The organism is Rhodococcus olei, from assembly GCF_039540555.1.
GTDB lineage: Bacteria > Actinomycetota > Actinomycetes > Mycobacteriales > Mycobacteriaceae > Rhodococcus_G > Rhodococcus_G olei.
Window position 1 is genome coordinate 65457 of the sequence record NZ_BAABFB010000024.1, and the last position, 13040, is coordinate 78496.

Here is a 13040-nt window from a genome sequence, read left to right on the forward strand (position 1 = left end):
TCTACCAACCTTTGGTTCGTCCGGCTTAGTCTCGCGCGGCGATCAGTCCGAGAATCGAGGCCGAGCAGCGATACCCGCCTTGTGGAGATCGCACGTAGTCGACGAAGTCGGGTTCGGCGTTGTCGTTGATGACGAGCGCACCGGGCCGCAGATGCGGCTCGAGGGCCATCAGAGTGCGCAGCGCCCGTGATGGCGCCGATACCTTCGGCCAGCCGTCGCAGAACACAAGATCCACGGGCCCTTCTTGCGCTGCCAGGACGTCGGCAGGTTCGCCAACCCGAAGGTCGACGTAGTCTGCCAAGCCTGCTTTGGTCAGGTTCGCCGCTGCCATCTCGATGCGGTCCGGTCGCGGGTCGGACCCGATGACCATGCCTCCGCCGTTGTCGCGCATCGCGGCGGCGAGGTAGATGGCCGCGGCACCGCCTGATGTACTGAACTCGACGACCCGTTCGGCTCGTGCGTTGCGGGCCATGAGGTAGAGGAGCTCGCCCTGCTGCGGGCGAAGGTGGAATCCGAAGTCGGTCAGCACGGCGTCCTCGTCGACATCGGCGCGGCCCTCCGGCGCAGCACGAAGGAGTTCCTTGGCCTCCTCGGCCTTGATCTGCGCCTCGTAGTAGAGCCGGTCGAGCACGAGCTCCACCCGCGGATCCCTGAGCACATGGGCTGTACCGGCCAGAATGTGGTTGATCAGGTGGTCGCTCATCACTCCGGTCCTTCCTGCGTCGACTTGCGCCGTTCAGTGAATCCGGAGAACACGCGCTGGGTCGGGACGTCGTCGATGAGCTCCCGTTTCGCCTGAATCTCGAGAGCAAACCGCTCGTCGAATTGGCGACCGACAGAGGTACGCAAGAGTCGTTTGGTAGCGCGCATACTTTGACTCGGGTTGGACGCAATCCGGATCGCGATTCGTCGACTCTCGTCCAGCAACTGCTCAGCAGGTACGACGCGGTTGAGGAGCCCGGACGAGAGAGCTTCCTCGGAACTCACCTGGGTCGACATCAGCAGGTACTCGCTTGCCTTCCCGTGCCCAACGATCAGCGGCAACGTCGAGGTGTACATGACGCCGCCGTATGCCCCGGCGGTGAACCCGAAGACTGTGGCAGGAGTGCCCAGCCGGACGTCGCATGCCAGCGCGAGCAGCGAGCCGGCGCCGTAGGCCAGCCCGTTGATGGCCGCGATCATCGGCACCCCGAGCTGGAGAAGCTCAGCGTTCCAGTCGTCTCGCGACCTGCTCAGCACACGCGCCTGGTCTTGGTCAAGCGCGGTCATCTCGTCGATGTCGAAGCCGGCGCAGAAAGCGCGTGTTCCGGCGCCGGTGATGATCACGCAACCGCAGTCATCACGGCGATCGAGGTCGCGAAGAATCTCCGCGAGCTCATTCTGCATCGCGTGGTCGATGGCGTTGTGGACCTGCGGCCGGTTCAGCCGGACGAGACCGACCCCGTCGGGGTCGACCTGGGCGGTTACAGCTGGCTCTGTTGACATCACAGGAACGCCGGTAGGACTTCGCGCGCCATGACGTCACGCGCTCGATCTGCCTCTGCCGGGTCGATCGCGCGGCCCCGGGGGAAGAAGATGAACTTCGAGATACCCAGGTCTGCCAGCTCCTGCAGCCGGCTCCGTACATGATCAGGAGTGCCGCAGATGCCGTAGCTGGTGACGAAGTCGTCGTCGAGCTCGTTGGCCTGGGCGGAACCTGAAGTGCCGTGGCCCTTCATGTCGTACGCCGAATGGACGGCCTTGAGCACCTCGGCCGTCTTGGAGTCTGTCGGCCCCTGGATCGAGCCGTGCATGACCGAGAACCGGGAGGTGGAGGCGAGCACACCGCGGATGAGACGTCGGGCGACCGCAGGGTCGTCGTGGGCCACCGCGTTGACGTAGGCGGCGATCGGCGCGTCGACGTCTTTGCCCTGGTCTGCCCGAGCCTTGCGGACGGTGTCGATCGCCCAGGCGACCCGCTCTGGCACGGCACCGACGGCGAGTGCCGGCGCGTCGGCCAGTTCGGTCGCGATACCGATGACCTTTGGGCCGCTGCAAGCGACCTCCACGGGGACGGGAGTGTCAGAGTCGCGGAGCCACTCCAGCGAGCTTCCGAGCGGTTCGCCGTCCAGGCTCAGCGTGCTGATCGAAGGCATGCCGCTCATCGCCAGGCCCTCTAGATCTTCGAACGGAACCTTCTCCCCGCGGACGTATCGGGTCAGCGCAGACAGGTACGCGCGGAACACCCCAAGGCGGACCGGCGCGCCGCCGATATGGGCCGCAGCTGAGTCGCCCCTCCCGATGGTTACCGTCATGCGCCCGTCGGACAGGCGTTGTAGCGCTGCTGCTGCCGATGCCGCCAGCGCCGGGTGGCGGGTGACGGGGTTGGTGACACCGAAACCGAGCTTGATCCTGTCGGTGGCGAGGGCCGCCGCCGTGAGTGCAACGTATGCCTCCGGCGAGCGATTCTGGGTGTCGGTGAGTTGCATGCCGGCCCAGCCGTCGCGCTCGACCTGCTGGGCACGTGCAGCGATGTTCTCCACGTCGACGTGCATTTCGATAGTCCAGAGCTCAGGCACGGGCGTTCTCCTTTGCCTCCTGCCCGGCGGCCGCCGGGCGCAGCTGGTCGGCGTGACGGTCCCATGTGTCCGGCGCGACTGCACGATCGCGCAGTTCGACTTTGCGGATCTTGTGCGTCGGCGTCATCGGTAGGTCCTGCACCACGTCGATGTAGCGCGGCACCATCATCCGCGGCATGCGGTCGGACAGGTACTGCCAAAGGCTCGCCGGGTCGACCGTGGCACCGGCTGCCGGCACCACGAAGACCCGCACTTCCTCGTCGCCGAGTGTGATCTGCTGGGTGACCGGATCGATTACGCCAGCACGGACACCGACACAGGCACTTTGGGCGACAGACGGATGGCCGTTGACCTCGACCTCGACCTCGCGCGCCGAGATGTTGTGGCCGCGGAACCGAACGTAGTCCTTGACCCGATCAACGAAGTGATAGTCGCCGTCGGCGTCCATCCGGAGCGCGTCGCCTGTGTGGAACCAACCGTTGCGCCAAGCGTTGGCGGTCGCCTCCGGCCGTCCAAAGTACCCGGTTGCGAGCTGCCATGGTCGCTCGTGGCGGACGATCAATTCGCCGACATGCCCCGGAGTGACCTCGTAGTCGTTCTCGTCAACGATCCTCAGCTGGAAACTCTCCACAGGCCGGCCACAGGACATCTTCGGACCGGGTCGGTTGATGGCGAGCGCGAGGCCGATCTCGGTCATTCCCCAGGCAGAGGAGATGCGCAACCCGAAAAACTCCTCGAACTCGGCGGCCTCGGGGAACAGTGGATTGGCAAACACCCGAGCCAAAGGGGTGTTCCGATCCTCATCGGAGCGGTTGGCCCAGAGCTTCGGGCCAACCGAGACCATGAGCGCGTGGGTGCAATGATGCTCTTCGACCTCGCGCCAGAACTTGGACAGGCTGAACTGGTTTCGGAGAACCAGACGCATGCCGCGCTGGATCGCGACGAGGGCGCTCGTCTTCCCACTGGAGTGGAAAGTTGGCCAGGGTGCGTATACAGCCGGGTTCTCGTGGTCAGCGGTCCGGTCATTTGGGAACACAACCTTGTGCGATTCGCTGAAGCCGCCCCACGGCCGGAGAACGCCCTTGGAAGGCCCGGTCGTTCCAGAGGTGTAGACGATGGCGTAGGGGTCGGATTCGCGTGGACCGACGTGCTCTTTGAGTCCGCCGCTCGCCATGAACTCATCCCAGCCGAGGACCGTGATGGCGCCCGGCATCGACACCTCGGTGCCACCGACGACGACAACGGTCCGAAGGTCGGAGAGTTCGGATGCGACGACGCACACCTCGTGGACGAGGTCGGCGGAGACGATCAGGATCGTGGCCTGGCAGTCGTTCAGAGCATGGGTGAGGGAGCGGCCCTTGAACTCATGATTGACGGGAACCTCCCACGCCGACAGCCACGCAGATCCCATCCACGTCAACAGCGCCTTGAGCGATGGTGGAAGCATCACCGCTACTCGGTCACCGGCGGCGACTCCGAACTTCTCCAGTGCGTTGGCGAGTCGGACCGAGGTTTCGTGGACCTCGCTCGCCGTGGTGGTAGCTCCGCCGATCTCATGGACGAGCGGGAAGTCCGGAGTGTCTTCTGCACGCTGGCGCAGCATCTGCGGAAGTACGAAGTCTGGGCGAGGGGCGTACTCTTCCAGCGACATTATGGTTGTACTCAATGCGATTCGACCTCTTTCTGCGGGTGAGTTCCGGAAGAGGAGTCCGTTTCCGGCGTGCTTCCCAAGTACTGTTGTGCGACCGTGTCGCGAGCGGCATCAGCAGCTCCGGCCCACACCTGTCTGCCGCGCCTCATGATCAGCGCGTTGTCGGCAATTCCCAGCGCCTTGTCGACGTACTGCTCGATCAGGACGATCGTCAGCCCGGCCTCGCGCGCTCGATTGAGCGCGCCGTACACGATGTCTACGATCACCGGGGCGAGACCGAGCGAGAGTTCGTCACAGACGAGGAGTTTGGGATGGGTGACGAGCGCACTCGCCAGAGCGAGCATCTGCTGCTCTCCGCCGGAGAGCGTGGCCGCTGTCTGTTCACGTCGGTCGCGCAGCACGGGGAACAAGTCGAAGGCGTCCTCAATGGCAGACCGGCGATGATCCCGGGTCATCCGCCGAACGGCCAGACGAAGGTTCTCCTCGACAAGCAGTCCTGGGAAGATTGCACGCTGCTCAGGTAGGTAGGCGACACCTGATCGGACCAAACGGTGAGCCGACCATGCGCTGACTTCCTGGCCGTCAATGATTATGCTGCCCGTCGTCGATGTCACGACTCGTGCGATTGCTGCGGCGAGGCTCGACTTTCCCGCTCCGTTCGCACCCAAGATTGCGAGACACTCCCCGGGTTGCATGGTCAGCGAGACCTGGTCGACCGCGACAGAATCTCCGTACCGAACGGACAGTTCTTCGATCTGAAGCGCGGCGCTCATACTCCAACCCCCAAGTAAGCTTCCTTGACCTGGCGACTCTGGCGGATGTGTTCAGGAGGCCCTTGGTCGATGAGCCGGCCGAAATCGATGACGAAGATGTTCGAGCTGATCCCCAAGACGAGTTCGAGGTCGTGCTCAACGAGCAGGACTGCGACTCCGAATCTCTCGCAGACCCGCTGCACCAGGTCCGCGAGCCCCGCAGACTCTGCCTCGTTCAGCCCGGCAGCCGGCTCGTCAAGGAGCAGGACCTTGGGCCGGGTGGCCAGAGCTTGGGCGACCTCCACGAGTCGGCGGGTGCCCATCGGCAGGGCTCCGGGAGTCGCCGCCGCGATCTCTCCGATGTCGAGTCCGCTCAGCAGGCGGGAGGCACGTTCGAGTTCGTCAGCACGGATCCAGCTTCGCCCTGGGGTCAGGTAGTCCCGGAGTAGATGCGGACCGCCCGAGCCAATCCGTTGGGCGAGAACGATGTGCTCAAGCACCGTCATCTCTCCGACGAGCTGGGGAGCCTGGAACGTACGAGCGACGCCCAGCCGGCCGAGCTGGTGGCTGCGCAGATGTGTGACATCCTCTCCGTCCAACAGCAAGGATCCAGACTTCGGACTCAGCACGCCACTCGCGACGGCGAGCATTGTGCTCTTGCCGGCGCCGTTCGGCCCGATCAGGCCTGTGATCGATCCTGCCTGAGCGGTGATGGTTACCGCATCCAGGGCGCGGACCCCCCCGAACTGGACGGTGATGTCACGGCATTCAAGGAATGGGCGGTCGGTCATACCAGGTCTCCTTGCTTGTCCTCGACGTCGACCGGATACCGGTTCTCGCGCGCAGCCGGAGCTGTGTCGTAATGGTCGGTTCCGGATGAATCCCCACGAGCGCGAGATCGCTCGATCTTGACGGCAATCTCACGCATCGAGCCGCGCAGGTGAACGTTGATTCCGGCCGGTCGGGAAACCAGCAGGATCGCCAACAAGCCAAAGAGAAGGGGCGGCATCTCCGCGAGCGACCGGGGGAGGAACAGCTCGAAGACCTGAGGCATCACAGCCAGCAGGATCCCGGCAAACACTAGACCGCCCATACTGCGTGCCCCCTGTGCAATGGCTGCGGCGAACCACGTGAGTCCAACGACCGGTAGAAATGCTTTCGGCAGCGCGACCATCTGGTACGAGGCGATCATCGCCCCACCGAGGGACGCCAGTGCCGCACCAGCGGCGTACGCTGCGACTCGCGCTCCAAAGGTACTGATCCCCAAGGTCTCCGCGCGGACACGGCTCGCCAGCATGGTCGAGAAAGCCAGACCTGCCGTGGAGCGGCGGAGACGCGCGAGGCACCACATCACCACCGCGAGAAGGCCGACCATCAGGACGTAGAACGACTCGTCGCTTCCGAAGTAGTACCCGAAAAGGACGGGGCGGTCGACGAAGACCCCCGAGTCGAAGTTGTTGAACCGTGGCATGGTGTACACGACTTCGGCGACCAACATAACAAAGGCGAAAGTGGCGATCGCCGCGTACAGATCCGAGAGCTTCAAGCAGACCACCCCCAGGACGGTCCCTGCCGCAGCAGCGATGATCATCCCCATGCCCGCCGACGGCCAGAACGACCATCCATTCAGCATGAATTGACCAGTGGCGATGGCACCGATACCTGCGAAGGCAATCTGTCCGAGCGAGATCACCCCCAACTCACCGGTGACCAGACGGTAGGACAGAAAGGCCAAAGAGTACGTCAGCCCCAGAGCCACGAACCCAATCCATGTAGGAGTGGCTAGCATCGGGTAGCCCACGATGATCACGACCAGTACAGCCCATCCCACGCGGCGGTCCCATCGGCCGGCGGCGCCGCGCATCAGAGTGGCAAGGTGTGCCTCCTTCTGCTCGATCGCGCTCTGCGCCGAAGCAGATTCCGCGTGCCGGCCGTCGGAGCGCATCTCCCCGCGCCAGCTGTAGACGATCAGCGCGCACGCGAGCATTACGAACGGGACGCTCGGACGCAGTGCCGTCGACAGAAGCCCGTCGGAGGGCACCACCGGCAGCAGCACAGACTGCAGGACGCCGATCACAAGAGCGCCGAAGAACGCCCGCCACAGATTGGTGAGCTTTCCGACGACGACAGCTGCATACGAGGTAACGACCATGGCGCTGATGCTCACCGAGTCCAACGAGACCTGCGATGCCAGCAGGATGCCCGCCAGGCCGGCGATGCTCGAGCCGACAGCCCAAGTCGCCGCCGTCACTAGGCCAGGGTTGGTGCCCGTGAGCGACGTCATCAGGCGAGAGTCCACGGCTCCACGCGTCACCAGACCGATGTTCGTACGCTGGAGCACGAACGAGGCGGCTACGGCGACGACGACAGCGGAGCCCATGACGAGCAGCTGATCGTTGGAGATTCGGACACCAGCCACAGTCGTGACCGTGGTTGGCTCGCCGAGGAGATTCGGCACAGAAAGGACTTCCTGTCGGCCGAAGATGAGAATCGTGAGCGCCGTCAGCGCCAACTGCAGCCCGATTGTTCCCGCGACTCGGACCCGCTGGGAGGCGCGCCCAAGTCGATCGAGGAGCAAGGCCCACAGGGTCACGCCGAGTACTGGTCCCACGACCACCACGCAGAGCACGGCTGCCGGAACGGGGGCGACCCCTACGGTCGTCGTCAGCCAGTAGTAGATGTAGGCAATGAAGAAGGCGATGCCAGCCTGGCCGAAGTTGAACACCCTGGACGCGTTGTAAGTCGTGACCATCGCGATCGCAGAGATGGCGTAGATGCCGCCGGTTACCAGGCCGGCGACTACGTATCCGATCATGGGTTCCCCATTTGATGAGTGCGGATGATGAGGCCCGAGGCCGGGGTCTCGGCGTGGAATCTGACGCCGAGACCCCGGTCACTATGAGATCTCGAACAGTTCTCCACAGGTCGGTTCCGGATCTGCAACGTACGCACCTGACTTGACCTGTTCGAACCAGATGCACTTGAGCGGGTTCCCGTTCGGCTCAACGCCTTCGGCGAAGGTGATCGGCTCCACGAGCAGACCGCCGGCGTCGTAGTCGGTGACCTTGCGGAGATGGTCGATGAAGCCGGCCCTGGTCGGATCGGCGCCGGCCTTCTCCAGACCTTTGATGAAAAGGTCGGCCGCCAGCCATCCCACCTGGGTGACCACGCTCTTCTGCGGGTCGGTGCCCGGTGCGTACTTCGCCATCGCTGCTACATATCCGTGCGCAGCCGGCACATCGGATCCGAGAGACACCGTTCCCTGTGGACGGCTGAGTGTGCCCTCCAGGACGTCGGGTTCCTTCGACAGCAGGCTTCGGACACTCGAGGCAAAGGAAGTCTTGAGACCAACCCCTTGCCGCTTCGCCGCCTCCAGAATGGAGATCGCGGCACCGCTCGAGGTGCCCAGGAATGCCCCGTCCGCCCCGACCTCCTTCATCCGAACCGCAACCGAGGTTGCGTCGAACGAGCTCTCCGGGACGTCATTCTGCTGCAACACGACTTTGACGCCGGCCTTGTCCGCCGCGGCCGCCACCGACTTGGCAAGCGCGACGCCACCCGGGGTGTTGTGCGAGAAGACCGCGAGCTTGGTGACGCCGCGATTCTGCAGACCGAGTGCGAAGGCGGTGGAGGCGTAGTGGATCGGTGGGACGCCGTACACTCCGAACACATTGCGGTCGGTGGTGTAGGCCGGCTGACTGGGGTAGCCGACGATCGGGATGCCCTTCTGTTTCATGTAGGGCAGCATCGTGTCGACCTGCGACGCCATGAGGACCGCGAAGGCGTGGTCGGACTCGATCGCAGTCTTTCCGGCAGTGACCTGCTTCGTTCCGTCCGCGGCGTCGTCGAGTACCTCGACCTCGATCTTGCGGCCGTTGACACCGCCTCCCTCGTTCGCAAGGTTGACGCGCGCCTGCGCGGCCTCGGCGAAGCCGGCAAATGCCGGCGCAAGGGGGCCTGAGGTCGGGGTGACGACAGCCACCTTGACGGTGCTGGACGTCACGCCGTCAGTGCTGGCACCTCCGTTGGATCCGCAAGCCGCCGCAGAGAGCGCGACCAATGACGTGGTGAGGACGCCGAGGGCGATGGGCTGGCGCATCTTTCGGATTGCGCTCATCAGATTGCTCCTTCATGGTCAGGGCGCAGTTCGACATGTGTATCGATATCGATATGAATGTCGAAACCATACATGCGACACTCCGCGTGTGGCAACAGTCACATCCGTCTTGTTTTCAGTGATTCAAGCGGGTCACCCAGACCGGGATGCCATTCATGACGGCAGCCCCGGACTGCCGGTCCAGCGGGCCAGGGTCGACGAGCTGGTTGACGTTCGCGCCGGGCGCCTTGGAGGCCGTGCGCGCACGCGTGCGGCGGCCCAGATGGCCCCAGCCATGCGGCAACGAGACGACGCCCTGGCGGATACTGCGCGTCACCTCCAGCACCACGACCACCGAGCCGACGCGAGAGCTGACGCGGACTTCCTCGCCATGGGCAAGTCCGCGCTCGTCGGCGTCGCGCTCACTCATCTGGAGCGTGCACTCGTAACGTCCGACCACGAGCTGGGGGACGTTGTGAAGCCAACTGTTATTCGAGCGCAACTGCCGACGGCCGACCAGCACCAGTTCCTCGACCGGACCTTCGCTCAGAAGCTGCTCGACCTCGTCGACGAAGGCCGACGGAAAGAGGTCGATCGTCCCGTCTGGATGCGCAAGCACTTCGTCGAGACGTTCGACCATCGGTCCGAAGTCGATGCCCTCCGGGTGATCGAGTAGGTGTTGCAGTGTAATGCCATCCTCGCGCATCCCGAACCCGTCTCCGAACGGGCCAAGTCGCACAGCCACATCGAGTCGACGCTCCGAATCACTAAGTCCGTTCACCTGTGCGCGCAGCTCGTCCAGGTCGCGCCCGTGGACTGCTGACTTGGGGTCTCTCACCGCTTCGCCGAGTTCCTGCAGGAGCAGCTGCTCTCGGAAGTCGGCGCCGCCGTCTTCCTCGCCGGCCTCGTCGCGGAGTGCCATTGCGAGTCGATACAGGGTCTCCTCGTCGCTGAGCATCCCGTGGGGAACCGGACGCAGTGCCCGGCTGTAACGCACGACAGGCCGCACACTGTACCCGGCGAGTGCCCAATCGAAGTGGCCCGTGCTCAGCAGTGGCGGTGGAGGCAAGACGACCTGCGCATGTTCGGTGGTCTCGTTCAGGTACGGGTCGACGCTGACCATGAAGTCGAGGTCAGCGAGACCGTCGGCAAGGCGGTCACCTTGTGGTGTCGACAGCACAGGGTTGCCCGCGACCGTGACCAGCGCACGGATCTGCCCTAGCCCCGGGGTCAGCACCTCGTCGGCGAGTGTCGAGACAGGGAACTCGCCGAAGATCTCGGACAGCCCGCGCACCCGACTGGTCCAGCGTCCGGTGCGGAACTTGACCGGAGCAGCACGTCGAGGGCGGACCGGACTGATCGGGAACATCGCCCCACCCGGGGTGTCGAGGCTCCCGGTCAAGACGTTGACACATTGAATGAGCCAGTTCGTCAGGGTTCCGTGCTCGACCGTGCAGGTGCCGATCCGGCCGTAGGCGGCGACCACTCTCGCCTTCGCGATGGTCTGGCACACCTCAAGCAGTTCGAAGACCTCCACGCCGCAGCGCGCGGCGGAGTCGGCGTATTCGACCTTGGCTGCCAGGTCCCGCAGGGCGTCAAGGCTCTGAATGCGCTCGCGTAGGTGCGCGGGCGCCGGCTCGTCCGCCTCCAGCAAACACTTCACCACGGCGAGCAGCAGCCAGACGTCGGTTGCGGGGCGTATGGCGAGATGCCGATCCGCGAGTTCGGCGGTGCCGGTGGTGCGGGGGTCGACGACGATCAACTTGCCGCCGCGTTCGCGCAGCTTCCGTAGCCGTTCGGGGAAGTTCGGTGCCGTGCACAGGCTTCCGTTGGATGCAAGGGGATTCGCCCCAAAGACGACAAGGCACTCGGCGCGGTCGATGTCGGGGACTGGCACTGTTCTCGGTGACCCGTAGACGCGCGCGCACGCGACCTGCGTCGGCACCTGATCCGCCGTCGCTGGACTGAAGAGGTTCTTCGAGCCGGCCGCCTTGATGACGTAGCGCAGGTACAGCGGTGCTGCGAGGTTGTGAGAGTTCGGGTTCCCGACGTACATCCCGATCGCATCGTTCCCATGCTCGCGACGTACGCGCGCGATGCCTGCGCGAATGCGAGCAAACGCCTCCGACCATGTCGCCTCTCTGAACTCCCCGCGGTCACGCACCATGGGTACCCGCAGTCGGTCCGGATCGTTGCTCGCACGAGCCAGGTTGGCACCCTTGGGACAGAGGTACCCGCGACTGAACAAGTCGTCAGCGTTGCCTTCGACCCGTTCGACCAGGTCGCTTTGGAACGTGATTCTGAGGCCGCAGGTCGACTCGCAGAACGGGCAGATTCGGACGCCGACATCGGCCACTTCGGGCGGGTTCATCTTCCCTCCGCTCCCAGACCGATGGCGAGTGCCTCGCGGGCCGCGGGACGTCGGAAGGCCCCGGATGCTCGCCCTTCGGCGCGCTCGGCGCGATCCACAGCCCTCCAACCTTCGGACCCGAAGTACGAAACACCACGACGCTCGAGCTCCTCCAAGATTGCGGACGGGGACTTCGAGTCCCGCGAGGGACCAGCCGCGGCCAGGTCACGGGCCAACGTCGAGACGGTCTGTTGGGCGCATCGCTTGTTGGTTCCGACGCCGCCTGATGCGCCTCGCTTCATCCAGCCGGTCACGTAGGTGGCGGGAATCGCATTCCCGGCGTCGTCCAGCACGCGCCCCTCAGAGTGGAGAACGTGTCCGTCTACGCTGCCCCAGCCGGCAGGGATCTGACCGCCGCCGTCAGTGCCAATGGCTGCAACCACTGACTCGCACTCGATTTCGACGAGCTCGCCCTCGCACGTGCCACGCACCACCAGCGAGGTCACCGAATCGTGCCCGCGTACCTCCACGGGCTCGAAGCCGTAACGCAATACGAGCCGTTTGCCGTTGGCTGGCCCAGGCCGGGCTGCTGCTTCGACCGCACGGCCGAGGAACCGTCCGCTGGGCGCAGCGCCGGCGCATGTCTCGACGGCGATGCCTATGTCCTCAGCGGCCGCGAGCGCAAGCACCTCCGAGGCTGAATGGGCGGCGCGATCTGGCTCCTTCCTGCCCAGGACAACCACTTCATCGACCGAGCTCGATGAGAGCGCGGCCTGCACCGTCGTCGGCATCTCGGTCGAGGCCAGGGTGGTCGGGTCCGCCAGGAGAATCCGGGCGATGTCAAGGCCGACGTTCCCGTTTCCGATCACGGCGACCCGTGTTGCGTCCAGGACGTGAGGTCTCGTGCCGTTCGGATGCCCGGTGTACCACCGCACGAGCTCGATGGCGTATTCGACTCCGTCGAGCCCCGCCCCGGGCACACCGAGCGGGCGCGGATGGGTGGCACCCGTCGCCCAAATGACGGCGTCCGCATACTCATTGAGTTCACCGGCTCTCACATCGGTGCCGACGTCAACGTTGAAGGCGACTGCAACACGATGGTCGAGCAGGATGGCCTCGAGAGTGCGAGCGATGCGCCGGGTGCTTTGGTGGTCGGGCGCAATGCCGAAGCGGGCGAGGCCGCCCGGCGTCGTCGACTTCTCCAGTACTGTCACGCAGACATCCGGCCCGAATCGCTCCAGCAGCGCCCGCACTGCGAAGCATCCTGCTGGCCCAGCACCCACGACGATCACGTGCAATCCAGCAGAGCCTCCTGATTGCGGTTTTGCGACAGCCCCAGCGGGGGCCGCCTGAGCACGTTCGACCGCGTTTTGCTCGGCGAAGAATGCGGCGTTCAGAGCCGCAAACGGCTCCTGGGCCTCACTCAAGAGGCCGGCAGGGACGATCGCCCCGACAGGGCAGACCGAAGCACACGCCCCACAATCGATGCAGGACGCAGGATCGATGAAGACCAACCCGTGTGATTCTGCCGATGGCGTGTCGAGGTGCGGCCAGATGCAGTCCACCGGGCAGACCTCGATGCATGCGCCGTCCAGGCAACACGGCTGGGTAACGACATGGGTCATCGCAGATG

General features: G+C 64.8%; 10 protein-coding genes. All 10 read right to left on the reverse strand.

The window, feature by feature from the left end; translation table 11 throughout:
• Window positions 1–25: 25 nt before the first annotated feature.
• Complete coding sequence (locus tag ABD951_RS05900; RefSeq protein WP_345342835.1) at window positions 26–703, reverse strand: O-methyltransferase; 678 nt, start codon at window positions 701–703, stop codon at window positions 26–28.
• Window positions 703–1485 carry an enoyl-CoA hydratase/isomerase family protein gene (locus ABD951_RS05905; protein WP_345342912.1) on the reverse strand — a complete coding sequence of 261 codons (783 nt, stop codon included), beginning with the start codon at window positions 1483–1485 and terminating at the stop codon, window positions 703–705. Before ABD951_RS05905 ends, ABD951_RS05900 begins: the two co-directional genes overlap by 1 nt.
• Window positions 1485–2558, reverse strand: a complete 1074-nt coding sequence (locus ABD951_RS05910; protein WP_345342836.1) for an LLM class flavin-dependent oxidoreductase — start codon at window positions 2556–2558, stop codon at window positions 1485–1487. Before ABD951_RS05910 ends, ABD951_RS05905 begins: the two co-directional genes overlap by 1 nt.
• Window positions 2551–4209 carry an AMP-binding protein gene (locus ABD951_RS05915; protein ID WP_345342837.1) on the reverse strand — a complete coding sequence of 553 codons (1659 nt, stop codon included), beginning with the start codon at window positions 4207–4209 and terminating at the stop codon, window positions 2551–2553. The genes ABD951_RS05910 and ABD951_RS05915 overlap by 8 nt, the downstream gene beginning before the upstream one ends.
• An 11-nt stretch (window positions 4210–4220) precedes the next feature.
• Entirely contained in the window at window positions 4221–4982 is a 762-nt protein-coding gene (locus tag ABD951_RS05920; RefSeq protein WP_345342838.1) for an ABC transporter ATP-binding protein, read from the reverse strand.
• Window positions 4979–5752, reverse strand: a complete 774-nt coding sequence (locus ABD951_RS05925; protein WP_345342839.1) for an ABC transporter ATP-binding protein — start codon at window positions 5750–5752, stop codon at window positions 4979–4981. Before ABD951_RS05925 ends, ABD951_RS05920 begins: the two co-directional genes overlap by 4 nt.
• Window positions 5749–7776 carry an ABC transporter permease gene (locus ABD951_RS05930; RefSeq protein ID WP_345342840.1) on the reverse strand — a complete coding sequence of 676 codons (2028 nt, stop codon included), beginning with the start codon at window positions 7774–7776 and terminating at the stop codon, window positions 5749–5751. The genes ABD951_RS05925 and ABD951_RS05930 overlap by 4 nt, the downstream gene beginning before the upstream one ends.
• 81 nt (window positions 7777–7857) lie before the next feature.
• Window positions 7858–9078, reverse strand: a complete 1221-nt coding sequence (locus ABD951_RS05935; protein ID WP_345342841.1) for an ABC transporter substrate-binding protein — start codon at window positions 9076–9078, stop codon at window positions 7858–7860.
• Between the two features lie 115 nt (window positions 9079–9193).
• Complete coding sequence (locus ABD951_RS05940; protein WP_345342842.1) at window positions 9194–11428, reverse strand: molybdopterin-dependent oxidoreductase; 2235 nt, start codon at window positions 11426–11428, stop codon at window positions 9194–9196.
• Window positions 11425–13032 (reverse strand): FAD-dependent oxidoreductase, encoded by a 1608-nt coding sequence (locus ABD951_RS05945; protein ID WP_345342843.1) that lies wholly within the window; start codon window positions 13030–13032, stop codon window positions 11425–11427. Before ABD951_RS05945 ends, ABD951_RS05940 begins: the two co-directional genes overlap by 4 nt.
• Window positions 13033–13040: the final 8 nt, after the last annotated feature.